Source organism: Halomonas sp. PGE1 (assembly GCF_013000985.1).
Classification (GTDB): Bacteria; Pseudomonadota; Gammaproteobacteria; order Pseudomonadales; family Halomonadaceae; genus Halomonas; species Halomonas alkalicola.
Genome location: NZ_CP053032.1, coordinates 717,614 through 744,485, shown reverse-complemented (window position 1 = coordinate 744,485; position 26,872 = coordinate 717,614). Strand labels below are relative to the sequence as shown.

General features: G+C 69.4%; 24 protein-coding genes and 1 pseudogene. 14 read left to right on the top strand and 11 right to left on the bottom strand.

The window, feature by feature from the left end:
* Positions 1-112: 112 nt before the first annotated feature.
* Positions 113-1,423: a short-chain fatty acid transporter gene (locus HIR79_RS03545; protein WP_169957089.1), complete on the top strand. Its 1,311-nt coding sequence runs from the start codon at positions 113-115 to the stop codon at positions 1,421-1,423.
* A 179-nt stretch (positions 1,424-1,602) separates the two neighbouring features.
* Positions 1,603-2,112 (top strand): acyl-CoA thioesterase, encoded by a 510-nt coding sequence (locus HIR79_RS03540; protein ID WP_169957086.1) that lies wholly within the window; start codon positions 1,603-1,605, stop codon positions 2,110-2,112.
* Here the strand turns inward: HIR79_RS03540 and HIR79_RS03535 are convergent.
* The 3 genes from HIR79_RS03535 to HIR79_RS03525 form a co-directional block, all read right to left on the bottom strand.
* On the bottom strand, positions 2,109-2,429 hold the full coding sequence (locus tag HIR79_RS03535) for an I78 family peptidase inhibitor (protein ID WP_249322242.1): 321 nt from the start codon (positions 2,427-2,429) through the stop codon (positions 2,109-2,111). The two genes, HIR79_RS03540 and HIR79_RS03535, sit on opposite strands and share 4 nt — an antisense overlap.
* Positions 2,430-2,498: 69 nt before the next feature.
* Positions 2,499-2,630: an entericidin A/B family lipoprotein gene (locus HIR79_RS03530; protein WP_169957081.1), complete on the bottom strand. Its 132-nt coding sequence runs from the start codon at positions 2,628-2,630 to the stop codon at positions 2,499-2,501.
* 72 nt (positions 2,631-2,702) lie between these two features.
* Positions 2,703-3,449, bottom strand: coding sequence for a sulfite exporter TauE/SafE family protein (locus tag HIR79_RS03525; protein ID WP_169957060.1), 747 nt, complete (start codon positions 3,447-3,449; stop codon positions 2,703-2,705).
* A 126-nt stretch (positions 3,450-3,575) separates the two neighbouring features.
* Between HIR79_RS03525 and HIR79_RS03520 the strand changes: the two genes are divergently transcribed.
* Positions 3,576-4,004, top strand: coding sequence for an HIT domain-containing protein (locus HIR79_RS03520; protein WP_169956998.1), 429 nt, complete (start codon positions 3,576-3,578; stop codon positions 4,002-4,004).
* Here HIR79_RS03520 and HIR79_RS03515 read toward each other — a convergent pair.
* The 4 genes from HIR79_RS03515 to HIR79_RS03500 are packed head-to-tail and all read right to left on the bottom strand — an operon-like array spanning position 4,001 to position 6,737.
* Complete coding sequence (locus HIR79_RS03515) at positions 4,001-5,095, bottom strand: nickel/cobalt transporter (RefSeq protein ID WP_169956970.1); 1,095 nt, start codon at positions 5,093-5,095, stop codon at positions 4,001-4,003. The genes HIR79_RS03520 and HIR79_RS03515 overlap by 4 nt on opposite strands.
* Positions 5,086-5,754 (bottom strand): DUF1007 family protein, encoded by a 669-nt coding sequence (locus HIR79_RS03510; protein ID WP_169956960.1) that lies wholly within the window; start codon positions 5,752-5,754, stop codon positions 5,086-5,088. Before HIR79_RS03510 ends, HIR79_RS03515 begins: the two co-directional genes overlap by 10 nt.
* A gap of 57 nt (positions 5,755-5,811) precedes the next feature.
* Entirely contained in the window at positions 5,812-6,171 is a 360-nt protein-coding gene (locus HIR79_RS03505; RefSeq protein WP_169956923.1) for a hypothetical protein, read from the bottom strand.
* On the bottom strand, positions 6,168-6,737 hold the full coding sequence (locus tag HIR79_RS03500; RefSeq protein ID WP_249322241.1) for a hypothetical protein: 570 nt from the start codon (positions 6,735-6,737) through the stop codon (positions 6,168-6,170). Before HIR79_RS03500 ends, HIR79_RS03505 begins: the two co-directional genes overlap by 4 nt.
* Before the next feature lie 125 nt (positions 6,738-6,862).
* On the opposite strand from HIR79_RS03500, the gene HIR79_RS03495 reads away from it, so the two are divergent.
* The 3 genes from HIR79_RS03495 (at position 6,863) to HIR79_RS03485 (ending at position 9,176) form a co-directional block, all read left to right on the top strand.
* Positions 6,863-7,999, top strand: a complete 1,137-nt coding sequence (locus HIR79_RS03495; RefSeq protein ID WP_169956913.1) for a glycerate kinase — start codon at positions 6,863-6,865, stop codon at positions 7,997-7,999.
* A 135-nt stretch (positions 8,000-8,134) separates the two neighbouring features.
* Positions 8,135-8,608: a Dps family protein gene (locus HIR79_RS03490; RefSeq protein ID WP_169956906.1), complete on the top strand. Its 474-nt coding sequence runs from the start codon at positions 8,135-8,137 to the stop codon at positions 8,606-8,608.
* Positions 8,609-8,816: 208 nt separating this feature from the next.
* Positions 8,817-9,176: a hypothetical protein gene (locus tag HIR79_RS03485; RefSeq protein ID WP_162899991.1), complete on the top strand. Its 360-nt coding sequence runs from the start codon at positions 8,817-8,819 to the stop codon at positions 9,174-9,176.
* On the opposite strand, the gene HIR79_RS03480 is transcribed toward HIR79_RS03485, so the two are convergent.
* Both HIR79_RS03480 and HIR79_RS03475 read right to left on the bottom strand, forming a co-directional pair.
* Positions 9,170-10,639 carry an aminoacyl-histidine dipeptidase gene (locus tag HIR79_RS03480; RefSeq protein WP_169956905.1) on the bottom strand — a complete coding sequence of 490 codons (1,470 nt, stop codon included), beginning with the start codon at positions 10,637-10,639 and terminating at the stop codon, positions 9,170-9,172. The genes HIR79_RS03485 and HIR79_RS03480 overlap by 7 nt on opposite strands.
* Positions 10,640-10,851: 212 nt before the next feature.
* On the bottom strand, positions 10,852-12,996 hold the full coding sequence (locus HIR79_RS03475; protein WP_249322240.1) for a tRNA(Met) cytidine acetyltransferase TmcA: 2,145 nt from the start codon (positions 12,994-12,996) through the stop codon (positions 10,852-10,854).
* 414 nt (positions 12,997-13,410) lie between these two features.
* On the opposite strand from HIR79_RS03475, the gene dctP reads away from it, so the two are divergent.
* The 4 genes from dctP (at position 13,411) to HIR79_RS03455 (ending at position 18,255) form a co-directional block, all read left to right on the top strand.
* A complete protein-coding gene (gene dctP, locus HIR79_RS03470) occupies positions 13,411-14,514 on the top strand; it encodes a TRAP transporter substrate-binding protein DctP (protein WP_169956880.1) in 1,104 nt (367 codons plus the stop codon).
* Positions 14,515-14,579: 65 nt separating this feature from the next.
* The gene (locus HIR79_RS03465) at positions 14,580-15,080 is read left to right on the top strand and encodes a TRAP transporter small permease subunit (protein ID WP_169956877.1); all 501 of its coding nucleotides are present in this window, start codon (positions 14,580-14,582) and stop codon (positions 15,078-15,080) included.
* Positions 15,077-16,408, top strand: coding sequence for a TRAP transporter large permease (locus tag HIR79_RS03460; protein WP_169956853.1), 1,332 nt, complete (start codon positions 15,077-15,079; stop codon positions 16,406-16,408). Before HIR79_RS03465 ends, HIR79_RS03460 begins: the two co-directional genes overlap by 4 nt.
* A 161-nt stretch (positions 16,409-16,569) precedes the next feature.
* Positions 16,570-18,255, top strand: a complete 1,686-nt coding sequence (locus HIR79_RS03455; RefSeq protein ID WP_169956848.1) for an ABC transporter permease — start codon at positions 16,570-16,572, stop codon at positions 18,253-18,255.
* Here the strand turns inward: HIR79_RS03455 and HIR79_RS03450 are convergent.
* The gene (locus tag HIR79_RS03450; protein WP_169956846.1) at positions 18,169-19,344 is read right to left on the bottom strand and encodes an ABC transporter ATP-binding protein; all 1,176 of its coding nucleotides are present in this window, start codon (positions 19,342-19,344) and stop codon (positions 18,169-18,171) included. The two genes, HIR79_RS03455 and HIR79_RS03450, sit on opposite strands and share 87 nt — an antisense overlap.
* A 215-nt stretch (positions 19,345-19,559) precedes the next feature.
* Here HIR79_RS03450 and HIR79_RS03445 point away from each other — a divergent pair, with 215 nt between their 5' ends.
* Positions 19,560-20,585, top strand: a complete 1,026-nt coding sequence (locus HIR79_RS03445; protein WP_169959453.1) for a Fe(3+) ABC transporter substrate-binding protein — start codon at positions 19,560-19,562, stop codon at positions 20,583-20,585.
* Between the two features lie 58 nt (positions 20,586-20,643).
* Here the strand turns inward: HIR79_RS03445 and polA are convergent, their stop codons facing one another.
* Complete coding sequence (gene polA / locus HIR79_RS03440) at positions 20,644-23,409, bottom strand: DNA polymerase I (protein WP_169956826.1); 2,766 nt, start codon at positions 23,407-23,409, stop codon at positions 20,644-20,646.
* Between the two features lie 155 nt (positions 23,410-23,564).
* Between polA and HIR79_RS03435 the strand changes: the two genes are divergently transcribed.
* The 3 genes and pseudogenes from HIR79_RS03435 to speA all read left to right on the top strand — a co-directional run bounded on the left by HIR79_RS03435 (position 23,565) and on the right by speA (position 26,843).
* A complete protein-coding gene (locus HIR79_RS03435) occupies positions 23,565-23,852 on the top strand; it encodes a DUF2782 domain-containing protein (RefSeq protein ID WP_169956824.1) in 288 nt (95 codons plus the stop codon).
* 111 nt (positions 23,853-23,963) lie between these two features.
* Positions 23,964-24,923 carry a homoserine kinase gene (locus HIR79_RS03430; protein WP_169956821.1) on the top strand — a complete coding sequence of 320 codons (960 nt, stop codon included), beginning with the start codon at positions 23,964-23,966 and terminating at the stop codon, positions 24,921-24,923.
* Between the two features lie 8 nt (positions 24,924-24,931).
* Positions 24,932-26,843: pseudogene (gene speA, locus HIR79_RS03425) on the top strand (biosynthetic arginine decarboxylase).
* Positions 26,844-26,872 lie beyond the last annotated feature (29 nt).

Here is a 26,872-nt window from a genome sequence, read left to right as displayed (position 1 = left end):
TGAGCTAACCCGCTGCGTTGGCCAGCCGGGTAGCGCAAGCCCCTGAAGCTGCGCTACTTTCTGTGAGACACGCCATCCATAAGAAGATCGATAACAGAAGAAGGGAACTCCCATGCTCAAGGCCCTCTCGAGACCGGCCGTCAAGCTGGTCGAACGCTACCTGCCCGACCCCTATATCTTCGTGCTGCTGCTCACGGTGATCGCTGCCGTGGCGGCCATCGCCGTGGAGCGCCAGACGCCGCTCGCGGTGATGCGCATGTGGGGGGATGGCTTCTGGAGCCTGCTGACCTTCTCCATGCAGATGCTGCTGGTACTGGTCACCGGCTTCATGCTGGCCAGCTCCCCCCCGGTGAAGAAGCTGCTGCAGCGCCTGGCGGCCCTGGCCAAGGGCCCCGGCGGCGCCATCCTGCTGGTCACCTATGTGTCGCTGGCGGCCAGCTGGATCAACTGGGGCTTCGGCCTGGTGGTGGGGGCGCTGTTCGCCAAGGAGCTGGCGCGCCTGGTCAGGGTGGACTACCGCCTGCTGGTGGCCAGCGCCTACTCCGGCTTCGTGGTGTGGCACGGCGGCCTGGCCGGCTCCATCCCGCTGACCATCGCCACCGATGGCCACTTCAGCGCCGACCAGATCGGCGTGGTGGGCACCGGCTCCACGATCTTCGCCTTCTTCAACCTGGCCATCGTGGTCTGCCTGTTCATCACCATCCCGCTGGTCAACCGCCTGATGCTCCCCGACGACAAGGAGAGCGTCTATGTGGACCCGAAGCTGCTGGGCGATGACGAGGAAACCCGGGTGCGCATCACACGCCCGGCGGAGCGTCTCGAGAACAGCGTCACCCTGGCCTGGCTGGTAGGCATCCCCGGCCTGATCTACCTGCTCGACCACTTCTTCCTGCGCGGCGGCGGCCTCAACCTGAACATCGTCAACTTCCTGTTCCTGTTCCTGGCCATCGTGCTGCACCGCACCCCGCGCAGCCTGCTGGAGAGCCTCAACGAGGCGATCAAGGGCGGTGCCGGCATCGTCATCCAGTTCCCCTTCTACGCCGGGATCATGGCGATCATGGTGCAGTCCGGCCTGGCCGCCAGCATGTCCGAGGCGCTTGTCTCCTTTGCCACCGAGACCTCGCTGCCCTTCTGGTCCTTCATCAGCGCCGGCATCGTCAACCTCTTCGTGCCCTCCGGCGGCGGCCAGTGGGCCGTGCAGGCGCCGGTGATGCTGCCGGCCGCCGAGGCGCTGGGCGTGGACGTGGCCCGGGTCTCCATGGCGGTGGCCTGGGGCGACGCCTGGACCAACCTGCTGCAGCCCTTCTGGGCGCTGCCGGTGCTCGCCATCGCCGGCCTGAAGGCCAAGGACATCATGGGCTTCTGCCTGATCCAGCTGTTCGTCACCGGCGTGATCATCTCGGTGGGCCTGACCTGGTTCTGACCCTCCAGCGCCCCTGGCCCCGCTACCGGGGGCGCCCTCTCGAGCCCTCCTGGGCGTCACGCTGCATTTGGAAGTCGAGGGTCACTGGCCCTGGCAGCCGCCCCACCCGGCCCAGCGGCGCCGTAACCATCTGGCCAACGGCCACGACGAGGAGCAGGGCAAGCGCCCTGGAGACTGATATGGAACACACCGACCTGCCCGGCCAGCACGAGCTCTCGATGACCGTGCTGATGACCCCCGACATGGCCAACTTCAGCGGCAAGGTGCACGGCGGGGCCATCCTGAAGAAGCTCGACGAGGTGGCCTATGCCTGTGCCAGCCGCTACTCCGGCCACTATGTGGTCACCCTCTCGGTGGATCAGGTGCTGTTCAAGCAGCCGATCCACGTGGGCGAACTGGTGACCTTCCTGGCCAGCGTCAACCACGTGGGGCGCTCGTCCATGGAGATCGGCATCAAGGTGGTGGCGGAGGATATCCGCCAGAAGCTGATTCGCCATACCAACAGCTGCTACCTGACCATGGTGGCCGTGGATGACGAGGGGAAGCCCGCGCGGGTGCCGCCGCTGGCGCTGACCACGAAGCTGCAGCGGCTGCGCTTCGACAAGGCGGCGCTGCGCAAGAAGCTGCGCAAGCAGGCCGAGGAGGAGGAGCGCCGTACCCAGGAAGAGCACGGCGCGGCGGAGGATTAACCGCAGCCGATCTCGCTGATCACGTCGTCGTCATCCAGTCGCACATTGAGACGATCCGGCCGGTAATCCAGGGTCACCGCCTCACCGGGGCGAATCACCCGCATGGCGGCCGCACCGCTCTCGTCACGGATCGATTGCCCCAGGGCCTCGCTGTAGTCGCGTCCCACGCGGTCCTGCACCCGGGCCGCACCGCATTCGCCGCTGGCCTCCACCCGGGGGGGCGGCGGCGCCGACTCATGGGGCGGTGGTGAGCTCATCCCGGCACAGCCGACCAGCAGCAGGCTGGCAATGACGGGGGGGAGTACCTTGAAGGGCATGGCCTTCTCCTCTTCCTTGATGAAAGGGCCGGGACGGTCGCCCGGCCCGTGACGGGTCCGTTCGCTGTATCACTCGGTCGAGCGCTGGATCGCCTCGCCACCTCGCTCGATATCCTCGCCGGCACCGCGAATGGTGTTGCAGCCGGAGAGCAACGAGAGGGTGAAGAGCGACAGCAGCACGATGGCCATAGTGCGTTTCATTGGCGTGCCTCCTTGCCAGTGGATCAGGAATACCCTCACCCAATCTAGCATCGCCGCCAGCGCTCTGCCTCGCTAACCCAGCAGCAGGCGCAGCATGATCGCCACGATCACCGCAAGGGTCAGCCACTTGACCCACAGCGCGCCCCGCGGGCTCACGTTGACCTTCACCCCCAGCCAGGCCCCCAGCATGCTGCCGGCCGCCAGCACCAGCCCGTAGCCCCAGCGCACCTGGTCGTTGACCAGGAACACCGCCAGCGCCGGCAGGGTATAGACGAGGATGATCAGCACCTTGAAGGCGTTTACCTGGCCCAGGTCGATCTTCAGCATGCGGTAGAGCACCACGATGAACAGGATGCCCACGCCGACCTGGATAAAGCCGCCGTAGAGGCCGATGGCGAACATCGCCAGGTAGACCGCGGGCGTCAGCCGCTCGGCGGTCAGCGGGCGCGTGTCGAGCCGCGGCTGGGGCAGCAGCATCAGCACCGCGGAGCCCGCCATCACTGCGATCAGGACCGCCTCGAACAGGGCATCGCTGACCTGCAGCGACAGCCAGGCCCCCAGCAGCGCCCCCACCACCGCCGGCACCGACAGCCGCAGCGAAAGCCCCACATGGCGGGCGCCGGCACGCAGGAAGCTGGCCACCGCGGCAACGCTCTGCAGCACGATGGAGACGCGGTTGGTGCCGTTGGCGGCCTGGGGCGAGAGCCCGAGGAACATCAGCAGCGGCAGGGTCAGCATCGAGCCGCCCGCCGAGAGCACGTTGATGAAGCCGGCCACAACCCCGATCGAGAGCAGGGCCAGGGCTTCCAGCAGGGTCATGGGACCTCCTTGTCATGTCACCTTCCTGGCAGGGCGACCAGCTTAGCCGGGGCGATGGCAGAACTCGAGCCGCCGTGGTGTGTCATCATGATCACCGGCAATCCCGGTGATGGAAAAGGAGAGGACATGGACGCTATCGAGCTCGATGCGCGCCTGGCGGAAGACAGCTATCCGGTGACCGAGCTGCCGCTGTGCCAGCTGCGCCTGATGGATGACACTCGCTACCCCTGGCTGATGCTGATCCCGCGGCGGCGCGGGGCAAGCGAGGTATTCGACCTGAACGAGGCCGACCAGCAGCAGCTGTGGCGTGAGGCCAGCCGGGTCGGCCGGGCCTTCAAGGGGCTGCTGGGAGGCGACAAGCTCAACGTGGCGAGCCTCGGCAACGTGGTACCGCAGCTGCACGTGCATCTGGTGCTGCGCCGCCAGGGCGACGAGGCCTGGCCGGGGCCGGTATGGGGCCAGGGCGAGCCGCGCCGCTACGACCTGGACGGGCTCGCCGCCATGCGTGACCGGGTGCTGGCCCTGGTGGAGGGGCTCGACCTCGAGGGCGACTAGCCGCCGAAGGGGTGGCGAGAGGGCGCCCCCTCACTGGAGGGGCTTGCCGCCGGGGCGCTGCGTGCCCCGGGATCCCCCAGCAGGGGCACCCCGGCAGGCTGGCTGGCGCCGGTCACGCTGAGCGATACCCCCAGCGCCACGATGGCCAGCCCGCCGGCAAGCGACGCCCAGCCCAGCAGGCGTCCGGCGCGCTGGGTCTGCTGGCGGGCCAGGCGCCGTTCCGCCCAGCCGCGGGCGTAGACGCTGGCCAGGGCCAGGGCGGACACCGTCAGTGCCGTGCCCAGCGACATCACCATCACCGCCGCCACCCCGACCGCAAAGTGGCCGAGCAGGGTCGCGGCCCCCAGCAGCAGCACCGCCCCGCTGCAGGGCCGGATGCCGATGGCCACCACCGTGGCCAGGGCGGTGCGCCAGTCGCCGGCCTGCTGCGGATCCACATGGTGGTGGCCGCCGCAGCAGTCATGGCCCTGATGTTGATGATGATCGTGTTGATGATGATCGTTGTGGTGATGATCGTGGCGATGCCCATCTCCCTGAGAGTGGCCATGAGCATCGCTGGCGTGGGCGTGGCCCATCGGCGCCGGCCGGCGCCGCAGCTGTTGGATCGCCCGCAGGCAGAGCCAGACCCCCAGCAGCGCCACCATCACGAAGCTGGCCTGCTCCACCCACACCACGCTGCCCATGGCCTGGCGGGTCACCCAGCCCAGGCCGTGCACCAGCACCACCACCAGGGCGATGGCCACCACCCCCTGCAGCAGCGACGCCGCGAAGGAGAGCCCCAGCGCCCGCCGCCGGGCCCCGCCCTGGGTGACCAGGTAGGTCGCCAGCACCGCCTTGCCGTGGCCCGGCCCCGCGGCGTGGAAGACCCCGTAGCCGAAGCTGATGCCGAGCAGCCCCCACCAGGCGGCGGACGACGGGGTGCCCGAGAACTCGCTGATGGCCAGGGTCAGGGCACGGTGGAACTCCCGCTGCCAGGCCACCAGCTGAAGGCTCAGCCCCTGCAGGGCCTCCTGGAGCACCAGCTGCCAGGCCAGCAGGGCGAGCAGCAGAGCCCCCGCCAGCCACAGGAGTCGCCTGAGCACTACCGGCATGTCACCTCCCCGGTCTCCGCGAAGTGACGCCCGAGCCCCGGCTCGGCCTCGTCGTCGACGTCGAGCATGGCGGCGCGCATCACCAGCTCGGGGTCGGGGCTGGGCTGATGGATGCGGGTCTCGCAGTCCAGCTCGCCGCCGACCCGCAGGGACGCCTCCGCCGGCGCACCGTCGTCGTCCTCATGCACCATCTCGATGTAGTAGGTGGGATCGAAGACCTGATAGCTCAGGGTGCGGCCGGCCAGGGGCTGGGGGTCGGCCAGCGGCAGCAGGAAGATGAACTCCACCCGGCCGCCGCGCTCCAGCACGGTGTAGTCGTTGACCGGATCGAAAGTCAGCTTGTCATCCCCCAGGCGCAGCTCGGTGTAGTAGCCGTGGGGCACCAGGTTGTCGCGGATCTCGCCGCCCAGCTGGTCGAGGGCGGCCTCGAGACCGCCTTCGCCACCGGCCTGGCCCAGCTCCTCCAGTACCACCAGGCTGTAGAAGGGGTCCATGCGCCAGGACTGGTGAAGGCCGGTGAGCCGGCCCTCGTCATCCACCACCAGGCGCATGCGCAGGTCGATCCAGCCGTGGGGGTGGGCCTGGGCCAGGCCGCTGGCGGCCAGGCAGAGCAGGGCCGCGGCGGCGAGGCCAAGGTGTCGTCGCAGATCATCGAACATGGTGTCTCTCGGGTTTACAGCGTTGTCTCTTCAGGGGTGGTCGCGAGCCGGGAGTGATCAGCGCCACATGCCCAGCTGCTCCTGCATCTCCACCAGCAGGCGGTCCAGAGTCTGCGGCGGCAGGGGTCGGCCGCCGCGGCTGGCCGTGAGGCTCACCCGGCTCCGTTCGCCCTCGCCGGAGACCTCCACCCGCACCCGGTAGCCCGGCCAGCGGGAGAAGACCGCCTCCAGGCGGCCCAGCTCGGCGTCGGCATGGCGCACCACATAGCCGTTGGCCATCAGCACCTGGGCGGAGGCCCGCAGGGTCGCCTCCGGGGCATAGGCGAAATCGAGCTCCCGAGGCGGCTCCCGGGCCGGCGAGGTGGCACAGCCCGCCAGCAGCAGGGCCAGCAGCGACACGGCAAGCCAGCGACTCATGGCCGACCTCCCGCCTCGATGGCGTCGCGCAACCCCCGGCAGAACTCCGTCGTGCTGGCGCTGCGCGCCTCGACCAGCTCGCCGCGCCAGTCGATCACCTGGATATCGCGGCTCACCCGCACCTCGCCCTCACCGGCCAGCAGCGAGACCCGCTCCAGCTGGGTGGCGTCCCGGGTCAGGCTGCCCACGCCGCCGAAGCCGATCATCACGCCGCTGCTCACCCCGCCGCGGCCGCCGCCGATGCCGCCGAACACCCCGCGGCGATCCCAGCGGTCGTAGCGGTCCCCGTAGCCCGGCAGGATGCGGGTGCGCTCGGCGCTGACCAGCCCCAGGGCCAGGTCGGTGTGGCGGATCAGGAAGCCCTCCGCCTCCAGGGCCGCCACCGCATCGCCCAGCAGCGCCCGGGGCGCCTGCTCCCCCAGGGGCCATGAGCAGGCCGCCGCCGGACGCGGCTCCGCCACCGGCAGCGTGGAGGGGACGGTCTGGCAGCCGGCCAGCAGCAGCGCCGCCAGGCCGATGACCGGCGCCCTCGCCCGCACCTTCTTCCATACCTGGGGCCGCAGCATGGTCTCTCTCCCGTGAATGCACTGGCGTGCAGTGTACACAGCCGGCCCTCGGCTGGGAACGCCACCGCTTCAGCTCGTCGCCTCCCGGCGGTAAGCTGAGGGCCACCCCCTGCCGCGAGCCTCCCATGAAGATTCTCATCTGCCCGGATAGTTTCAAGGACGCCCTGCCCGCCGCCGCCGCGGCCCGCGCCATCGCCTGCGGCATCCGCCGCCTGGGGGAGGCGATCGAACCGATCGAGTGCCCCCTGGCCGACGGCGGCGAGGGCAGCCTGGACGCCCTGCTGGCCGCCACCGGTGCCGAGCGGCGCACCGCTACCGTGCAGGACGCCCTGGGGCGCCCCGCCCGCGCCGACTGGGGCTGGCTGCCCGAGCGCCGCACCGCCTTCGTGGAGCTGGCCGAGGCCAGCGGCATCCAGGCGCTGGCCCCGGACGAGCGTACCGCCCTGCACAGCACCACCCATGGCGTGGGCGAGCTGATCCGCGCCGCGCTGGACGCCGGCGCCGAGCGGCTGCTGCTCACCCTGGGGGGCAGCGCCACCAACGATGGTGGCGCCGGCATGCTGGTGGCCCTGGGCGCCCGGCTGCTGGACAGCGCTGGACAGGACCTGCCCCCGGGCGGCGCCGCCCTGGCCGAACTGGCCGAGCTCGACCTCACCGGGCTTGACCCACGGCTGGCCGGGCTGCAGGTCGAGGCCGCCGTGGACGTCGACAACCCGCTGCTGGGGAAGCGCGGCGCCAGCGCAGTATTCGGCCCCCAGAAAGGGGCCTCGCCGGAGGACGTGACCCGGCTGGACGCCGCCCTGGCCCGCTTCGCCGACGTCACCGCTGGGGTCCTGGGCGAGGAGCACCGTGAACTGCCCGGCGCCGGGGCGGCCGGCGGCATGGGCTTTGCCGCCCGCGCCTTCCTGGGGGCCGAGCTGCGCCCGGGCATCGAGCTGGTGATGGCCCAGGCCGGCTTCGAGACGCTGCTCGAGGGCACCGGCCTGGTGATCACCGGCGAAGGCCAGCTGGACGGCCAGAGCCTCGCCGGCAAGACCCCGGTGGGCGTGGCCAGGGCGGCGCGAGCCCGGGGCGTCCCCGTGGTGGTGCTGGCCGGCCGCCTGGCGCCGGGCTGGCAGGCCGCCCTGGAGGAGGGCGTCACCGCCGCCTTCGCCCTGGCCGATGGCCCCATGGCGCTGGACGAGGCACTCGAGCGATGCGCCGAGCTGCTCGCCGACCGCGCCGAGAGCACGCTGCGACTGTTCACCGCAGCCGGGAGTTGATCCAGCTCACTTGAAACCCGCCTGGCCCGCCTGCATGTCATGAAGATCGGCTATGGTGGCCATGTTCACCAGTGGCTCCACCGCCATCATGGCGACGGGTTACACTCTCTCCATCGCGATCAAGGAGGTATCCGCATGAGCAACACCAACTCCATCGGCCTGCACGAAGGCAGCGCCAGCCAGCTGGCCGAGAAGCTCAACGAGCTGCTGGCCAACTACCAGATCTTCTACATGAACGTGCGCGGCTACCACTGGAACGTGAAGGGGCCGCAGTTCTTCCAGCTGCACGAGAAGTTCGAGGAGTTCTACACCGACCTGCTGACCAAGGTGGACGAGGTCGCCGAGCGCATCCTGACCCTGGGCCACCAGCCGGTGCACGCCTACAGCGACTACGTGACCATGTCGCGCATCGCCGAGGACAAGAACGTCACCGACGGCGAGGCCTGCGTACGCGGTACCCTGAAGGGCTTCCAGACCCTGATCGAGCTGCAGCGGGACATCCTCTCCCTGGCCTCCGATGCCGACGACGAGGGCACCGCCGCCCAGGCCGGCGACTATATCCGCGAGCAGGAGAAGACCATCTGGATGCTCAACGCCCACCTCGGCTGAGCCTTTCCGCGACCGACAGCCGGAACGCCGGCTGGCGACGTGACGACACCGCCTTCGGGCGGTGTCGGCGTTTGCGGTCACCCCCCGGGGGAATATGAAGAGATTGGGCAATGCCCGCCGGGCGGGCGGCCGCCCATGAACACGGCGATATACTGCCTCCATGGGCACTGGAACGCGCCCCACCCCGGCCCGACATGGAGGAAACATCATGAACCGACTATTGCTGGCCACCCTGATGGCCGCTCTGGCACTCGCCATGAGCCTGCCTGCCATGGCCGACCGCCACCGTCACGGCGGCTACCAGCCCCAGGTGCACCACCACTACCATCACCATGACCGTCGCGCCGACCGCGGCCGACACCACGCTCAGAAGCGCTACAAGGCCGCCAAGCGTGCCAAGCATCGCCACCGCACCCCGAGCCGCGTCGTGGAGCACCACTACTACTCCTCGCCGCCCCGCTATCGCGAGCCCCGCCGGGACCATCGGTACTACCATCGCGGCAGCACCGACATCCCGCTGGTGACCGTGGGCGGCTACCCGGCGGTGCGCATCCAGGTCAATCACTGACCCTCGCGGGCCAGGTCCTCGACCAGGGCCCGCAGCAGGTCCCAGAACTCCGCCACCGAGGCGATCTCCACCCGCTCGTCCGGGGAGTGAGCCCCGCGGATCAGCGGGCCGAAGGAGATCATCTCGAGCGCCGGATACTTGCCGCCGAGGATGCCGCACTCCAGCCCCGCATGGATCACCTTGACCGCCGGATCGCTGCCCAGCCGCTCGCGATGCAGGCGCCGGAAGCGGACCAGCAGGTCGCTGTCCGGCTGGGGCGTCCAGCCCGGGTAGGCGTTCTCCACCCGCACCCGGGCGCCAATCAGCTCGAACAGCGCCTTGAAGCGGTCGGCCAGGTCGGCGGTGGCGCTGTCGCGCAGCGAGCGCACCAGGGCGCAGAGATGGAAGCGCCCGGCCTCGAGGCTGACCACGCCCAGGTTGTTGGAAGTCTCGACCACGCCGGACACCTCGCTGCTCATGCGCTCCACCCCGCAGGGGGCCGCATGCAGCGCCGCCACCAGCAGATGGCTGGCCTGGGCGGTGAGCGCCTCGCCAGCGGCAGGCTCCGCCGGCTCGAGGGCCAGCACCAGGCCATCGTCGACCCCGGCAAGCTCGGCACGCAGCTCCACCTCCAGCGCCGCTACCCGTGCCAGTGACGCCTCGCGCTGGTCGGCAGGCAGGACCAGGGTGGCGAAGGCCTCCCTCGGCAAGGCGTTGCGCAGCGTGCCGCCGTGATAGTCCACGAGGCGCACCTCGCAACCCTCCAGAGCGCGCAACACCCGCACCAGCAGCCGATTGGCGTTGCCCAGCCCCTTGTGGATGTCCATGCCCGAGTGGCCGCCCCTGAGGCCGGTGAGCGAGAGGCGCATCGCCGCCTCGCCCTCGCCGATGGAGGCCGTCGGCAGCTGCGCCTCCACCACAACGTCGGCCCCGCCGGCGCAGCCGATATAGACCTCGCCGCGATCCTCGGAGTCCAGATTGAGCAGCAGCCGGCCCGCAAGCCAGCCCTCGGCCAGGTTGAGCGCCCCGCCCATGGAGGTCTCCTCCTCCAGGGTGAAGAGCGCCTCCAGCGGGCCGTGGGCCAGGGTGTCATCCTCGAGGATGGCCAGCGCCGCGGCGGCCCCCAGGCCGTTGTCGGCGCCCAGAGTGGTGTCGGTGGCGCGCAGCCAGCCGTCGTCGCCGATGCGGGTCTGGATCGGGTCGCGGGTGAAGTCGTGGGAGGAGCCGGCATTGGCCTGGGGCACCATGTCCAGGTGGGCCTGGAGGATCACCCCCGGTGCACCCTCGCAGCCCGGCGTGGCCGGCTTGCGCAGGCGCAGGTTGCCGAAGGCGTCGCGGTCGTGGGCCAGGCCCCGGGCCTCGGCCCACTGCTCAAGTACCGCCACCAGCGCCGCCTCGTGCCCGGAGGGGCGCGGTGTGTTGCACAGGGTGCGGAAGTGGCGCCACAGCGGCTGCGGCTCGAGCCTTTCGAGATGTTCGTTCATGAGGTGTCTGCTCTGCGATAACCGGCCTACCTTACTCAGCCGGTGCTGGCAGGGGAAGTGGCCTCTCGGCAAGCCTTGTCGTCCCCGACGCGCCGGGGACAGTTCGTAGAGGGGGTCCTATGCCAGGGATGGCATCGGTAGCGTACAGGGAAGTATTCACAGCGCCCCCTCGTAGAACTGTCGCCGGAACAGCGTCGACGCACCAGGGAGCATCACCACTGAATAAGCGCCGCCGCGGCCTGGCGCAGCCGGGCGGTGACCTCGCGGCGCCCGGTGACGCCGAGCAGGGCAGCCAGACGTTCGCTGCTCGCCCCCTGGAAGCCCCAGGCCACCAGCAGGCAGAGCGAGGCGTCACCGGCCGGCACGCCCCGTGCCAGGGCGTGGCGCACCAGCACCTGCAGTGCCGGACGGGCCAGGGCCGGCTCGCGCTGCGCGAAGGCCACATCCTCCACGTCGCGGCGGTCGGCGGCGTCCAGCGCCGGCCCCTCCCCCTCCGCCAGCAGGGCGGCGGCGATCTCGGGGGCAAGCTCGCAAAGCTCGAAGGCCAAGAGCCCCGGCAGGGCGCGCCGGAAGCGTGCGGCGAGCCCTTCCACCAGCGCCTCGCCCCGCTCGGTCAGTGGGTGCGCCACCATCACCGCATGCTCCCCCGTGGCGGTCTCCCGGGTCAGCCCCAGGCGCAGGGTGGCGAAGCCGAGCGAGCGCCAGAAGGCGAGCAGCCCAGGCTCGGCACCGAAGCTTGCGCCCAGCAGATCGACGCCGTCGCGGCGGGCCTGCTCGGCCTCCGCCTCGATCAGCCGCCGGCCCAGCCCGGCGCGTCGCTGAGGCTGGGCCACGGCGATGCGCACCACGCGACGCAGCCGGGCGGTGAGCGCCTCGCGGCTGCCGGCGTGGGCGGCCAGGGACTGGGCCATCAGGTGTCCGCGGGGGCGGCGCTCGCCGCGAGCCACCCGTTCGGCCAGCTCGGCATCGAAGCCCCCCTCGTCGCCGGTGAGCACCACGCCCAGCGGGTAGCGGTCGACCATCAGCGCGCCGATGCCGACGCCGGGACCATCCAGCAGGCGGCGCAGGTCCGCCGGCGTGGTGCGGTAGTGGGCCTGCACCAGCAGGCCGAACAGGGCGCGCAGCCGGGACTCGTCCTCGGCCAGCTCGGCGGGCAGCACCCGCTGCCAGACGACGTCGCCATCAGACGGGGCCCCCGTCGGCTCGGCGCCCAGCAGCAGCAGGCGGTTGACCAGCCCCTCCAGGGGATCATCCGCCGCCCAGCGAATCGGCTCGCCCAGGTGCAGGCCCTGCCAGTTGGGCGCCTCGCGAGCCAGCCGCGGCAGGAAACGCACCGCGAAGCCACGCCCGGAGCCCTCGTAGCCGTGCACCGTGGTGGCGAAGGCGATGCGCGGGAAGGCACCCAGCCACTCGCCGAGCAGGGCGGCGGGTATCGCCGCGGCCTCGTCCACCAGCAGCCGAGCCCCGGCCCCGCCGGCCGCCCCCGCCTGGGCCAGTCGCGTCAGCTCGTCCGGTGCCACGAAGCGCACCCGCCGATCGCCCAGCCGGAAGTCGAGGCCCTGGCGCTCGCCTGCCGGGCAGAGCGTAGCGAGGCGCTCGAAGAGGCTCTCCACCGCCGCCGGCCGCGGCGCGGTGACCAGGATCTCCGCTTCGCCGGCGGCCAGCAGTCGCGCGCAGGCGATGCCCAGCGCCGCGCTCTTGCCACGCCCGCGATCGGCGGTGATCACCAGCGGGCGCCGCCGACGCTGGCGCACCAGGCGCGCCACCGCCTCGGCCTGGTCGTCGGTCAGGCAGTCGGGATCCGCGCTTTGGTTGCTCTGCCCGGGAGCCGAGGTTTGCGGGGCCGGCTCGGCAAGGGGCGGCAGCAGCGGTGCCTCCCCCGCCCGCCAGCGGATCGGCTCGGGAGCCGCCGCCAGCAGGCGAGCCAGCCGCCCCAGGTAGCGGGCGGTAAGCCGCTCCGGCAGGAACGGGTGCTCGGCCAGGCGGGCGTAGTCGGCATCGGGGTGAGCCCCCCAGTCGGGCGGGGTCATCAGCACCAGCAGCCCGCCGGCGCGCAGGGTGCCGGCCAGGGCGCCGAAGGCATCGGGATCGAAGCCCGCGCCTGCGGACACCACATCCACCACCAGCAGGTCCTGCTCGCCGCCCAGGCGGCTCCTGGCCCGCCCGGGAGCCAGGCAGGCATCTCCGGCCAGCCCCGGAGGGGCCTCGGCGGCCACCCACAGCGGCGCTTGCCAGGGCCCGGCCCTCCATAGCGCCAGCGCCGCCTCGCGACAGGCATCGGCGGTACCGGTCAGCCACACCAGGCCGCGCCAGCGCCGTCGCGCCAGGTCGGCGGCCCGCTCCACGATCTGCTCCACGGCCTGCTCCACTGCGTGTCTCCCCCGGATCTCTCGACGGCGCGCTTGCCGCGAGGTGCGGCTTGCCGTTCCTCCCGGGACGGCTACGACCTTGGTCGCACCGCGACTCTTCATTCAACGCTGCCGGCCCCGCAAAAGCCAACAGGAAATACATATAAAGCACTAATAGTAATAGAAAAAATCTGAAACATCGCCTCTGTCAGCCACCATCCAGGCAGATCGCCCCCTGTCGCCAGCAGGCTATCGATTATGACAGCGGCAGCGTGCTAGCTTGGCATGGCTGCCGAGCCTGCCCGTCCGGTCAACCACGGGCCGCAGGCGCCGCCGCCCCGCCATCGTTACACAATAGGGGCCGGCTCCGGCACTCGATACGTCTTCTCGACCAACACCAATAACCCGCACAGGGAGCACTCCATGAAGAAGATGACCAAGTTTGCCCTCACTGGCCTCGCCGCCGGCGTGGCGCTCGCCGCCCTCTCCACCACCGCCCAGGCCCAGGAACGCTGGACCATGACCAGCACCTGGCCCGACAGCCTGGACCTGATTCAGATCGACCGCCACTGGGCCGACCTGGTCAACAAGCTGGCCGGCGACGAGCTGCAGATCGAATTCCGCGCCGGCGGCACCCTGATGCCCGGCACCGAGGTGTTCGACGCCACCGAGACCGGCAGCATCGAGGCCGCCGGCGACTGGCCCGGCTACTGGGCGGGCCGCAACCCGGCCTTCTCGCCGCTGGCCACCACCACCATGCTCTTCAACGGCGTCGACTACCTGAACTGGATCCAGCAGTGGGGTGGCTGGGACCTCTACCAGGAGATCTACGGCCAGTACAACATGGTCTACCTGCCCTACGGCATCACCAACAACGAGTCCGGCTTCATGGGCCGCACGCCCATCGAGAGCCTGGCCGACCTGGACGGCAAGCGCCTGCGCCTCTCCGGCCGCGACCAGGGACGCGTGCTCGAGCAGCTCGGCGGCTCCCAGGTCAACCTGGCCGGCGGCGAGATCTACCAGGCGGTGGAGCGCGGCGTGGTCGACGCCGCCGAGTTCTCCACCCCGGGCGTCGACTACAACGCCGGCTTCGCCGAGGTGGTCGAGCACTGGTCGGTGCCCGGCTGGCACCAGTCCGCCAGCGTGTTCGGCGTGATGATCAACAAGGATGCCTGGGACGCCCTCTCCGAGGAGACCCAGGAGAAGCTGAAGATCGCCGCCGATGCCACCATGGCCTGGTCCCTGGCCTGGTCCGAGCGCGGCTCCACCGAAGGCACCGAGAACTTCATCGAGGCCGGCGTGCAGATCCACCCGCTCTCCGAGGAGGAGCTCGACCGCATCCAGGAAATCACCAACGAGGTGATCGTGCGCGGCGCCTGCGAGCACCCGGACCACGCCAAGGTCTACCACTCCATGGTCAGCTACCTGGAGCACTACGCCACCTGGCGTGACATCTCCGCGCCCTTCAACATGAGCCGCACCATGGACAATCTGCCGTCCCTGGAAGAGATCGAAGCCTGCCTGTAAGGCGTGCCGAAGCCGCCCCGGCCCTGCCCGGGGCGGCCTGCGTTCCGACGTCGGAGACTGTTCCCATGAATGCGATTGCCAAGGCGATCGATACGCTCAACGAGGCGTTCGGGCGGCTCATCGCCCCGCTGATCGCCGTCATCACCCTGGTGGTGCTCTACGATATCGCCCTGCGCTTCTTTACCGGGCGCCCCAGCGACTGGGCCTTCGATATCACCAAGATGCTGTTCGGCGCCCACTTCATGCTGATGGCCGCCTACGGCCTGCGCCATCACGCCCACGTCGAGGTCGACGTGCTCAAGCGCCTGCTCTCCCGCCGCAAGCAGGCGGCGCTGGAAATTCTCGGCTACCTGATCTTCTTCGTGCCCTTCATCTGGATGATGCTGACGCTCGGCTGGAGCTTCTTCATGCGCTCCTGGAGCCGCCTGGAGACCACCTACGGGGTGGTGTCGATCCCGGTCTACCCGGTGAAGGGGGTGATCGTGGTGGCGGCCTTCCTGATCTGCCTGCAGGCGGTTGCCATCGTGATCCGTGCCATCCAGCAGCTGCGTGAGGAAGCCGCATGAACCTGAGTCCTGAACTGCTCACCCTGGTGATGTTCGGCGGGCTGCTGATCGGCCTGTTCATGGGCCACCCGCTGGCCTTCGTGCTGGGCGGCGTGGCGGTCATCGGCGCCTATCTGGGCCCCGGCGAGCGCGTGCTCGGCAGCATCATCAACAACATCTACGGCAACGCCATGGACAACTATGTCCTGGTGGCCATCCCGCTCTTCGTGCTGATGGCGCGCTTCCTCAACGACTCGGGGGTCACCGAGAAGATGTTCGAGGCGATGCGCCTGCTGCTGGCCAACCTGCGCGGCGGCCTGGCGCTCACCGTGGTCATCGTCTCGGTGCTGCTGGCCGCCACCACCGGCATCGTCGGCGCCTCCATCGCGGTGATGGGCATGATCGCGCTCGCCCCGATGCTCAAGTACGGCTACAACAAGGAGCTCAGCACCGGGGTGATCATGGCCAGCGGCTGCCTGGGCATCCTGATCCCGCCGAGCATCATGCTGATCCTGATGGCCAGCTACTCGCCGGTCTCGGTGGGCGCGCTGTTCGCCGGCGCCCTGGTGCCGGGCGTGATGCTGGGCGCCATGTACGCCCTCTACGTGCTGGTGATCTGCCTGGTCAAGCCGAGCTACGGCCCGCCGGTGCCCGCCGCGGAGCGCGCGGAGGTCTCCACCGGGCAGCTGCTGGTCATGCTGGCCAAGTATGTGCTGCCGCCCATGTCGCTGATCCTCGGCGTGCTAGGCTCGCTGTTCACCGGCATCGCTACCGCCACCGAGGCCTCGGCCATCGGCGTGGGCATCGCCTTCCTGCTCTTCGTGATCTTCGGCGACCGCAAGCCGAGCACCTGCTTCAAGACCCTGGTCGAATCCGGCAAGACCACCACCATGGTGATGCTGGTGCTGGTCGGCGCCACCGCCTTCACCGGGGTCTTCTCCCGGGGCGGCGGCATGACGGTGATCAACGACCTGGTGATGGCCATGCCCGGCGGCACCGTGGGGGCGCTGATCTTCATGCTGTTCCTGGTGTTCGTGCTGGGGATGTTCCTGGACTGGACCGGCATCGTGCTGCTCAGCTTCCCGATCATGCTGCCGATCGTCGCCGACATGGGCGTCGACGTGCTGTGGTTCGTGGTGATGGTGGCGGTGGTGCTGCAGACCTCCTTCCTGACGCCGCCGTTCGGCTATGCGCTCTTCTACATGAAGGGGGTCTCGCCCAAGGGGGTGGAGATCGTCGATCTCTACAAGGCGGTGCTGCCCTTCGTGGCCCTGATCGTGCTGGCCTGCGTGCTGATGGCCTTCTTCCCGGCCCTGGTCACCGGCTTGCCGGCGATGCTGCTGGGCTGAGCCCCGCCCTTCCCGCCACACAGCGCCCGCCGTGACGACACGGCGGGCGCTTTGCCTTGACGCCCGTCAGCCGAACGCGGCTGCAGCCGATCGGCGCACCTGATACTATTCCCCACCGTCAACGCAACTCATTTGCAACTGCTCTGCGAGGAGTCACCCGCTTGTCTAGATCCAGCAGTGGCGGCCTGCCCGCCGCGAAGCGCCGGCTGATCCCCCATCTGACCCCCTGGACGCTACTCCTGCTCGGGATTGCGCTGATCGTGGCGCTGCCGATCCTCTCCATCATGGCGCACATCGTCATGCCCACCGGCGGCGTCTGGCAGCACCTGGCCAGCACCGTCCTGCCGCGCTACCTGGCCAACACCCTCTTCCTGGTCATCACGGTGGGGATCGGCACCCTGGTGATCGGGACCGGCACCGCCTGGCTGGTGGTGATGTGCCGCTTCCCCGGGCGCCGGCTGTTCGAGTGGGCGCTGCTGCTGCCGCTGGCCGTGCCGACCTACGTGATCGCCTATGCCTACACCGACTTCCTGCAGTTCTCCGGCCCGCTGCAGAGCTGGCTGCGCGAGCTCTTCGGCTGGAGCCACGGCGACTACTGGTTTCCCGCCATCCGCTCCCTGGGCGGGGCCGCGACGCTGATCACCCTGGTGCTCTATCCCTACGTCTACCTGCTGGCCCGCGCCTCCTTCATGGAGCAGTCGGTCTGCATGCTCGACGTGGGCCGCTCACTGGGGAGGGGCCCCTGGCGGCTGTTCGGCAGCGTGGCGATCCCCCTGGCGCGGCCGGCGCTGATCGGCGGCGTGTCGCTGGTGCTGATGGAGACGCTCAACGAGTTCGGAGCGGTCCAGTACTTCGGCGTGGACACCTTCACCACCGGCATCTATCGCACCTGGTTCGGGCTCGGGGAGCAGGTCGCCGCCGCCCAGCTGGCGGCCTGCCTGCTGGCCTTCGTCATCGCGCTGGTGCTGCTGGAACGCTGGTCCCGGGGCAAGCGGCGCTACTTCCATACCTCCAGCCGCTATCAGCAACTGCCCGAGTTCCACCTGGGGAGCTGGCGTGCCGCCGGCGCCTTCCTGGCCTGCCTGCTGCCGATCCTGGGCGGCTTCCTGGTCCCCAGCGGCATCCTCACCCAGCTGGCCATCGAGCAGGGCGACGCCCTGTTCGGCACCCGCTTCCTGACCTACGCCCGCAACAGCTTGGTGCTGGCCAGCGTCGCCTCGCTGGTCGCGGTGGCCCTGGCCGTGGTGCTGAGCTACGGGGTGCGCCTCAACGACACCCGGCTGACCAGCACCGCCGCCCGCATCGCGGCGATGGGCTATGCGATTCCGGGCTCGGTGGTGGCGGTAGGCATCCTGATCCCCTTCGCCTGGCTCGACAACACCCTCAATACCTGGCTACTGGAGCATCGCGGGGAGGTCATCGGCCTGATCTTCAGCGGCTCGGCGTTCATCCTGATCTACGCCTACGTGGTCCGCTTCCTGGCCGTCTCGTTCAATGCCGTGGAGGCAAGCCTGGGCAAGGTCACGCCGAGCATGGATGCCGCGGCACGCACCCTGGGGCAGACCACTACCGGCACGCTGCGGCGCGTGCATACGCCGATCATGCGGGGCAGCCTGCTGGCGGCCTGTATCCTGGTGTTCGTCGACGTGATGAAGGAGCTGCCGGCGACCATCATCCTGCGCCCCTTCAACTTCGATACGCTGGCGGTGAGGGCTCACAGCCTGGCGGCCGACGAACGACTCGCCGAGGCCTCCACGGCCTCACTGGCCATCGTCGTCGTAGGCATAGTCCCGGTGATCCTGCTCAGCCTGGCCATGCGCCGCTCCCGGCCCGGCAGCGGCAAGTGAGGGAAAGACGAATACCTGGGAGGGGTCCAGCCGCAGCGTCACCGGCTGCCCCTCGGCGGGCAGGAAGACGCCGGGCATGCGGGCGTGGACGTGGGCCTCTTCCCCGTCGGCCCCATGGGCACAGATGTGCAGCAGGCTGGTGCGCCCCAGCAGCTTGGCCATGACGATATGGCTGTACCGGTGCGACTCCCGCGGCGCATCCAGCACCGCGACCTGCAGGGCTTCCGGGCGCACCATCACCCTCGCCTCGCAGCCATCGGCCAGCCAGCCCGCCTCGACATCACCCACCGGCGTGCTGATGACGCCATCGCGAACCACGCCCGATAGCTCGTTCACCTCGCCGAAGAACGACACCACGAAGGGGTCGCTGGGCGTGCAGTAGAGCTCGCGCGGGGTGCCCATCTGGATGATCTGGCCATCGCACATCAGCGCGATGCGGTCGGCCATGAACATCGCCTCTTCCGGGTCGTGGGTCACCAGCAGCGTGGCGGCCCCGACCTTCTTGAGCACGTGGAGGGTGTCATCACGGATCTGGTCGCGAAGGCGCGCATCGAGGCTGGAGAAGGGCTCGTCGAGCAGCATCAGCTGCGGCTCCGGCGCCAGGGCACGGGCCAGGGCCACGCGCTGCTGCTGTCCGCCGGAGAGCATGTGCGGGTAGCTCTCGGCGTGGGCCGCCATGCCCAGCTGCTCGAGCAGCGCCAGGGCCCGACGGCGACGCTCACGGCCGGGCAGGCGCTTGAGGCCGAAGGTGACGTTATCGAGCACCGACAGGTGGGGAAACAGGGCCGAGTCCTGGAAGGCCAGGCCGACGCTGCGTTTCTCGGGGGGCAGGGTATTCCCGCCGGGGCGCGCCACCTCCTGCCCGTCCAGGACCACTCGCCCCTGCTGCAGGGACTCCAGGCCGGCCGCGATCCGCAGCAGGGTGGTCTTGCCGCAGCCGGATGGCCCGAGCAGGCAGACGACCTCGCCCGGGGCGACTTCCAGGTCGACTCCCTTGACCACGTCGCGCTTGCCGAAGGCATGGTGGATCCCTGCCATCGACAGCGCCAGTTCCCGGGGCCCGGAGGCTTGCATGAGATTGTGCTTCATGGGCGTTCTCGACATCGTGCCGGACAACATGGCCCTATCATAACCGATCCCAAGTGTTAATGCGTATGAAAGAGACTCGCATTTCGATCACTCCCTGCGCCAGCGCAAGAAACCGGCCACACCGGACTTGACGGATCTCGGCGGAGAGGGTTCAATGGCCCGAGTTAATGCAACGCATTATCATTCCTATTCCTGAGGCACACGAGGTCCCGATGATGAAGCCTGTTCGTCTTGCTGCCCCGCTGGCCGTCGCCCTGGCCGGCTCCGCCTTCGCCACCGCGGCGAGCGCCGATTCGCTCAATGTCTATTCGGCACGTCACTACGATTCCGACGAGGCACTCTATCAGGCCTTCACCGAAGAGACCGGCATCGAGGTCAACCTCCTGGAAGGCGACTCCGCCCAGCTGATCGAGCGGATCAAGCGCGAAGGCGTGGCCAGCCCGGCCGACGTGATGATCACCGTGGACGCCGGCAACCTCTGGCGGGCCGAGCAGGACGGCATCTTCCAGGGCGTCGAGTCGGCCGTGCTGGACGAGCGCCTGCCGTCGTCCATGCGCCACCCGGAGGGGCTGTGGTTCGGCTTCAGCCAGCGGGCGCGGGTCATCTTCTATGATCGCGAGGACTTCGATCCGAGCCGGGTCGCCAGCTACGAGGATCTCGCCGATCCCGAGCTGGAGGGCCAGGTCTGCATCCGCTCCTCCAACAATATCTACAACCAGTCCCTGATGGCCTCGCTGATCGAGCACCACGGGGCCGAGGGGGCCGAGGAGTGGGCCCAGGGCGTCGTGGCCAACCTGGCACGCGACCCGGAAGGCGGCGACACCGATCAGATCCGGGGCGTCGCCAGCGGCGAGTGCGACCTCGCGCTGGCCAACCACTACTACTATGTTCGCCTGCTGCACTCGGACAGCGAGGCCGATCGTGAGGCCGCCCGGCGGGTCGGCGTGATCTTCCCCAACCAGGATGATCGCGGCACCCACATCAACGTCGGCGGGGCCGGCGTGGTCGCAGGCGCGCCGAACCGCGACAACGCCGTACGCTTCCTGGAGTTCCTGGCCTCCGATACCGCCCAGGAGATCTTTGCCAACGGCAACTACGAGTTCCCGGCGGTCGAGGGCGTCAAGAAGAACCCGGTGCTGGAGTCCTGGGGCGACTTCAAGAAGGACGATCTCAACATCAGCATCCTGGGCGAGAACAACCCCGAGGCGATTCGCATCTTCGATCGCGTCGGCTGGCGCTGAGCCTTCCGGACCGCGCCCCACCCCGAAACGCCACCGCAGCCGCGGTGGCGTTCTTGATTCAGTGGGCCTCGTCCCAGTTCGCACCTGACTCCGCCTCGACGATCAGCGGCACGCTGAGCTCGGCGGCGGCCTGCATGCGCTCCTTCACCTGCTCGATGAAGGCCCCCACCTGCGCTTGGGCCACCTCGAACACCAGTTCGTCGTGCACCTGCATCACCATCCAGGCATCCATCTCGCCCGCCTGCAGCCAGGCGTCCACGTCGATCATCGCCCGCTTGATGATGTCCGCCGCGGTGCCCTGCATGGGGGCGTTGATCGCCGTGCGTTCGGCCCCCTGGCGGCGGGCGCGGTTCTGGGAGTGGATCTCCGGCAGGGTGAGGCGCCGGCCGAACACCGTCTCGACGAAGCCATCCTCGGCGGCCTGGGCGCGGATGCGCTCCATGTAGCGGGCCACCCCCGGGTAGCGGTCGAAGTAGCGCTCGATCCAGGTCTGGGCCTGGTTGCGCTCGATATGCAGCTGGCGGGAAAGCCCCCAGGCGCTCATGCCGTAGATCAGCCCGAAGTTGATCGCCTTGGCGCTGCGCCGCTGGTCGGGGGTGACCTTCGCCAGGGGCACCCCGAATACCTCCGCCGCGGTGGCGGCGTGGATGTCCCGCCCCTCGGCGAAGGCGTCCAGCAGCCCCCTGTCCTCGGAGAGGTGGGCCATGATGCGCAGCTCGATCTGGGAGTAGTCGGCGGCGACGATGCGGTAGCCGGGCCGGGCGATGAAGGCCTGGCGGATCTTGCGCCCCTCCTCGGTGCGAATCGGGATGTTCTGCAGGTTGGGGTCGCTGGAGGAGAGCCGCCCGGTGGCGGTGACCGCCTGGTGATAGCTGGTGTGCAGCCGGCCGGTGGCCTTGTTGACCAGCCGCGGCAGCTTGTCGGTGTAGGTGGACTTCAGCTTGGCCAGGCCGCGATGCACCATGATCACCTTGGGCAGCGGGTAGTCCAGCGCCAGCTCCTCCAGCACGGCTTCCGCGGTGGAGGGCGCCCCCTTGGGGGTCTTCTTGATCACCGGGATCTTCTGCTCCTCGAAGAGGATCTGGCCGAGCTGCTTGGGGGAACCCAGGTTGAACTCGCGCCCGGCAAGCTCGTGGGCGCGGGCCTCCAGCTCGTCGATGCGCTTCGCCAGTTCCTGGCTCTGGGCGTGGAGACGCGCCGGATCCAGCGCCACCCCGGTGCGCTCCATCCGCGACAGCACCGGCACCAGGGGCAGCTCGATCTCTTCCAGTACCTCGGCCAGGCGCCCGGTAGCCGCGAGGCGCGGGCGCAGCTCGCCGTGCAGGCGCAAGGTGATGTCCACATCCTCGCAGGCGTAGGGGGCCGCCTGCTCCAGGGCGATCTGGTTGAAGGTAAGCTGCTTGGCCCCCTTGCCGGCGATCTCCTCGAAGGAGACGGTCTTCTCGCCCAGGTACTTCAGCGCCAGGGAGTCCATGTCATGGCGGGTGGCGGTGGAGTCCAGCACATAGGACTCCAGCATGGTGTCCTCCAGGGGCCCTGCCACCGCGATCCCATGGCTCGCCAGCACCGAGATGTCGTACTTGAGGTTCTGGCCGATCTTGGTCTTCCCGGCATCCTCCAGCAGCGGCTTGAGGGCGGCCAGCACGGCGTCACGATCGAGCTGCTCCGGCGCGTCCAGATAGTCGTGGGCCAGCGGGATATAGGCCGCTTCCCCCGGCACGAGCGAGAGCCCCACACCGACGATGCGCGCCTCCATGTAGTTGAGGCTGGTGGTCTCCAGGTCGAAGCAGAAGGCCTCGGCTGCCTTCAGGCGTTCGAGCCAGGCATCCAGCGCGTCACGCTCGAGGATCACCTGGTCCTCGCGGGGAGGGCTGCCGGCGCCTGGTGCCTCCTCGACGGCCTCCGTGGCCGCACTGCCCCCGGCCATGTCATCCCCCCCTGCGTCACTGCCCTCCAGCAGCTCGGCGAGCCAGGCCTTGAACTCGAACTCGCGGTAGAGCTCGCGGAGCGCCTCGCGGTCGGGGTGAGCGATGTCCAGATCGTCGAGGCCCACCGGCAGCTCGCAGTCGGTCTTGATGGTGGCCAGCTGGTAGGAGAGGAACGCCAGGTCGCGGTGCTCCTCGAGCTTCTTCGGCAGGGTCTTGGCACCGCGGAAGCCGAGCTCCTTGACCTTCTCCAGGTCCGCATAGATCGCCTCGAGGCCACCGCCCATGCCCTGCAGCAGGCCCAGCGCGGTCTTCTCGCCCACGCCGGGCACGCCGGGAATGTTGTCGACCTTGTCGCCCATCAGCGCCAGGAAGTCGATGATCAGCTCGGGGGGCAGGCCGAACTTCGCCTTCACCCCTTCCACATCCAGGGTCTCGTCCTTCATGGTGTTGACCAGGGTGATATGGGCGTTGACCAGCTGGGCCATGTCCTTGTCGCCGGTGGAGATCACGGCGTCGCGCCCCGCCTCGGTGGCCCGGCGGGCCAGGGTGCCGATGACGTCGTCGGCCTCCACCCCCTCGATGCAGAGCAGCGGCAGGCCCAGCGCCTTCACGCAGGCGTGCAGCGGCGCCACCTGGGAGCGCAGGTCGTCGGGCATGGGCGGACGATGGGACTTGTACGCCTCGAACAGCTCGTCCCGGAAGGTCTTGCCCGGAGCGTCGAAGACCACCGCCATGGGGCTGTCCGGATAGTCCTTGATCAGCCGCTTGAGCATGTTGAGCACACCCTTGATGGCACCGGTGGGCTGGCCGTTGGAGGTGGTCAGCGGCGGGAGGGCGTGAAAGGCGCGGTAGAGATAGGAGGAACCGTCGACGAGTACGATGGGGGTATCGGCCATGGAGGCATCCATTCAAGCTGGGCGGAAAGTGATCCTGATCACCCATGATACGCATTGCCGGAGCGTTTTTCCGCGGGTAGTGGGCAGCGTGCGCCGGGCGCCTTACACTGCGGGTATCTCCCCTCGACACTGCCCCAGGCAGCCCGGAGGCCACCATGCTCGTGACACGCACCCTCATCGCCCTGCTGCTGGGGCTTTCGCTGATCGCCACCGGCCCTGCCCTGGCCCAGTCCTCCGCCGACCTTGAGCCGGACATCACCATCCGCCAGGAGGAGGATCGCACCATCCGCGAGTACCGCATCAACGGCGAGCTCTACGCCATCGAGATCCGCCCCTCCCGCGGCCCCGCCTACTATCTGGTGGACCACGACGGCGACGGCAACTTCGAGCGCCAGGAGGGCGACCGCATCGCCGTGCCCCAGTGGATCCTGAGGACCTTCTGACCCGCCGGCGCCTCTCGAACGCCATCAATCGTCCCTGCCCGAGCCCGGACACGTGCATCACACTGTCAAGTCGCTACAATAGGCCGCTTGGCATTCCCGGGTGAGAGACACATGGCCGTATTCACACCGCTTACCGAGACCCAGGTCGCGGACTTTCTGGCACGCTTCGACGCTGGCTCGCTGGTCTCCCTGGAAGGGGTGCCCGCCGGCACCGAGAACAGCACCTTCTTCGTCACCACCGACCAGCGTGAGCTGGTGCTGACCCTGTTCGAGCAGGGCGAGTTCGGCGAGCTGCCCTTCTTCGTCGACCTGCTCGACTACCTCGACGAGCACCGCCTGCCGGTGCCGGGCCCGCTGCACGACCGGGAGGGCGTGGCGCTGCACCGCCTGGCCGGCAAGCCGGCGCTGCTCTTCCCGCGCCTGCCCGGCCGGCACCCCAAGGCACCGAATCTGGCCCAGTGCCGCGCCCTGGGCGACGCCCTGGGCCATATGCACAGGGTGTCGAAGCACTTCCCCGGCCACCGCCCCAACCCACGGGATCTCCACTGGCTGCTGCCCATGCACCACAAGGTGATGGTCTATCTCTCTCCGGAGGACCAGGCCCTGATGAAGGATGAGGTCGAGATCTACCAGGACGCCTTCGGCAGCGGCCCCGAGCTGCCCCAGGGCACCCTGCACGGCGACCTCTTCCGCGACAACACCCTCTACGAGGGTGACCGCCTGGGCGGCATCATCGACTTCTACAACGGCTGCACCGGCGACCTGCTGTTCGACCTGGCCATCGTCATCAACGACTGGGCCACCGAGCCCGACGGCCGCCTGAACGCCGAGCGCCACGACGCCATCCTCACCGCCTACCAGGCGCGACGACCGCTCACCGCTGCCGAGCGGGAGGCGTGGCCGATGATGCTGCGCATGACCGCGCTGCGCTACTGGCTCTCGAGGCTGCTGGTGGTCTACGTGGATCCGCCGGCCCATGACCTCACCCCCCACGACCCCGAACAGTTCCGCACCATCCTCAAGGCGCGCCTGGCACATGGCGCCCTTCCCCTCCCGGAGGTGAATGCATGAGTCTCTCCATGGCCAGTGCCGGCAGCCCGGCGAAGCGCGCGCGGCGCGTCTGGAACATCGACCAGTGGGGCAGCGGCTACTATGACGTGGACGACTCCGGGCACGCCCTGGTGCGCCCCCTGGGCAGCGAGATCGAGGGCCCGGCCCTGCCGCTGGACGACCTGGTGGCCGAACTCAAGACTGCCGGCCTGCGCCTGCCGGTGCTGGTGCGCTTCATCGATATCCTCCACGACCGGGTCGAGCAGCTGTGCGCCGCCTTCGACACCGCCATGGCCGAGGAGGAGTTCGGCGGCGGCTATACCGCTGTCTACCCGATCAAGGTCAACCAGCAGCGCCGCGTGGTGGAGGAGATCCTCGCCACCCCCGAGCGCGGTCGCGACCGGGTGGGCCTCGAGGCCGGCAGCAAGCCCGAGCTGCTCGCCGTGCTGGCGCTCTCCGGCGACGGCCCCTCGCTGATCGTCTGCAACGGCTACAAGGACCGCGAGTACATTCGCCTGGCGCTGATGGGCGAGAAGCTCGGCCACCGCGTCTACCTGGTGGTGGAGAAGCTCTCCGAGCTGCCGCTGATCCTCGAGGAGGCCGCCGAGCTCGGGGTCAAGCCGCGCATCGGCCTGCGCGCGCGCCTGGCCACCGTGGGCCGCGGCCGCTGGCAGAATACCGGCGGCGAGAAGTCCAAGTTCGGCCTCACCGCCAGCCAGATCCTGGCCGTGGTGGAGCAGCTGCGCGAGGCCGACGCCCTGGCCAGCCTGCAGCTGGTGCACTTCCACCTGGGCTCCCAGATCGCCAATATCCGCGACATCCAGGGCGGGCTGCGCGAGTGCGCCCGCTTCTACCAGAGCCTGGTGGAGCTGGGCGCCCCGGTGGATACCGTGGACGTGGGCGGTGGCCTGGGGGGTCGACTACGAGGGCACCCGCTCGCGCAGCTTCTGCTCCGCCAACTACTCGATGCTCGAGTACGCCCGCAACGTGGTCTACGCCTTCCGTCAGGCCTGCCAGGAACAGGGGCTGCCCGAGCCGCACCTGATCAGCGAATCCGGCCGCGCCCTGACCGCCCACCATGCGGTGCTGATCACCAACGTGATCGGCGAGGAGCGGGTCAGCGAGCAGGCCCCCGAACGCCGCGTCGAGGGCGACCCCCAGGTCGACGAGCTGTGGCGAGTGCATGACCTGCTGCACGCCCACATCGAGCCACGCGGCCTGGTGGAAGCCTGGCACGACCTGGTCCAGGCCATGGGTGAGCTGCACGAGCGCTTCGTGATCGGCATGACCGACATCAACGCCCGCGCCGAGGGCGAGGCGGTCTATTTCGCCGCCTGCGCGAGGCTGCGCGCCCGCCTCGACACCCGCAATCGCGCCCACCGCGAGATCGCCGACGAGCTGGCCGAGAAACTGGCCGACAAGCTGTTCGTCAACTTCTCGCTGTTCCAGTCGGTGCCCGACGTCTGGGGCATCCAGCAGATCTTCCCGGTGCTGCCGCTGACCGGCCTCGACCAGGAGCCGGTGCGCCGTGGGGTGATCCAGGACATCACCTGCGACTCCGACGGACGCATCGACGGCTACGTGGACGGCCAGGGCGTGGAGACCACCCTACCGCTGCCCGAATGGCAGGAGGGCGAGGAGCAGCTGCTGGGGTTCTTCCTGGTAGGCGCCTATCAGGAGATCCTCGGCGACCTTCACAACCTGTTCGGCGACACCGACTCGGTGGATGCGACCCTGGCCGAGGACGGCAGCTGGACCCTGAGCCATATCCAGCAGGGCGACCGAGTCGCCGACGTGCTGAGCTACGTCAACTTCGATGCCGAGGTGCTGCGCCGCCACCTGGCCGACCAGCTCGCCGCCAGCGGCCTCGAGGAGGCCGAGCAGCAGCGCTTCCTCGACGACCTCTCCGAGGGCCTGGCGGGCTATACCTACCTCGAGTAGCGCGCTCTCCTGCCCCGCCAGACGAAGAC

Excerpts from the sequence above, each read along its gene's own strand:
- HIR79_RS03485 (WP_162899991.1), top strand. The coding sequence starts at position 8,817 with ATGAACCGACTATTGCTGGCCACCCTGATGGCCGCTCTGGCACTCGCC.
- HIR79_RS03515 (WP_169956970.1), bottom strand. The coding sequence starts at position 5,095 with ATGCCGGTAGTGCTCAGGCGACTCCTGTGGCTGGCGGGGGCTCTGCTG.
- HIR79_RS03535 (WP_249322242.1), bottom strand. The coding sequence starts at position 2,429 with ATGCCCTTCAAGGTACTCCCCCCCGTCATTGCCAGCCTGCTGCTGGTC.
- HIR79_RS03435 (WP_169956824.1), top strand. The coding sequence starts at position 23,565 with ATGCTCGTGACACGCACCCTCATCGCCCTGCTGCTGGGGCTTTCGCTG.
- HIR79_RS03525 (WP_169957060.1), bottom strand. The coding sequence starts at position 3,449 with ATGACCCTGCTGGAAGCCCTGGCCCTGCTCTCGATCGGGGTTGTGGCC.
- HIR79_RS03500 (WP_249322241.1), bottom strand. The coding sequence starts at position 6,737 with ATGCTGCGGCCCCAGGTATGGAAGAAGGTGCGGGCGAGGGCGCCGGTC.
- HIR79_RS03480 (WP_169956905.1), bottom strand. The coding sequence starts at position 10,639 with ATGAACGAACATCTCGAAAGGCTCGAGCCGCAGCCGCTGTGGCGCCAC.
- HIR79_RS03530 (WP_169957081.1), bottom strand. The coding sequence starts at position 2,630 with ATGAAACGCACTATGGCCATCGTGCTGCTGTCGCTCTTCACCCTCTCG.
- HIR79_RS03465 (WP_169956877.1), top strand. The coding sequence starts at position 14,580 with ATGAATGCGATTGCCAAGGCGATCGATACGCTCAACGAGGCGTTCGGG.
- HIR79_RS03540 (WP_169957086.1), top strand. The coding sequence starts at position 1,603 with ATGGAACACACCGACCTGCCCGGCCAGCACGAGCTCTCGATGACCGTG.
- polA (WP_169956826.1), bottom strand. The coding sequence starts at position 23,409 with ATGGCCGATACCCCCATCGTACTCGTCGACGGTTCCTCCTATCTCTAC.
- HIR79_RS03450 (WP_169956846.1), bottom strand. The coding sequence starts at position 19,344 with ATGAAGCACAATCTCATGCAAGCCTCCGGGCCCCGGGAACTGGCGCTG.
- HIR79_RS03495 (WP_169956913.1), top strand. The coding sequence starts at position 6,863 with ATGAAGATTCTCATCTGCCCGGATAGTTTCAAGGACGCCCTGCCCGCC.
- HIR79_RS03505 (WP_169956923.1), bottom strand. The coding sequence starts at position 6,171 with ATGAGTCGCTGGCTTGCCGTGTCGCTGCTGGCCCTGCTGCTGGCGGGC.
- HIR79_RS03545 (WP_169957089.1), top strand. The coding sequence starts at position 113 with ATGCTCAAGGCCCTCTCGAGACCGGCCGTCAAGCTGGTCGAACGCTAC.
- HIR79_RS03460 (WP_169956853.1), top strand. The coding sequence starts at position 15,077 with ATGAACCTGAGTCCTGAACTGCTCACCCTGGTGATGTTCGGCGGGCTG.
- dctP (WP_169956880.1), top strand. The coding sequence starts at position 13,411 with ATGAAGAAGATGACCAAGTTTGCCCTCACTGGCCTCGCCGCCGGCGTG.
- HIR79_RS03520 (WP_169956998.1), top strand. The coding sequence starts at position 3,576 with ATGGACGCTATCGAGCTCGATGCGCGCCTGGCGGAAGACAGCTATCCG.
- HIR79_RS03430 (WP_169956821.1), top strand. The coding sequence starts at position 23,964 with ATGGCCGTATTCACACCGCTTACCGAGACCCAGGTCGCGGACTTTCTG.
- HIR79_RS03445 (WP_169959453.1), top strand. The coding sequence starts at position 19,560 with ATGAAGCCTGTTCGTCTTGCTGCCCCGCTGGCCGTCGCCCTGGCCGGC.
- HIR79_RS03510 (WP_169956960.1), bottom strand. The coding sequence starts at position 5,754 with ATGTTCGATGATCTGCGACGACACCTTGGCCTCGCCGCCGCGGCCCTG.
- HIR79_RS03490 (WP_169956906.1), top strand. The coding sequence starts at position 8,135 with ATGAGCAACACCAACTCCATCGGCCTGCACGAAGGCAGCGCCAGCCAG.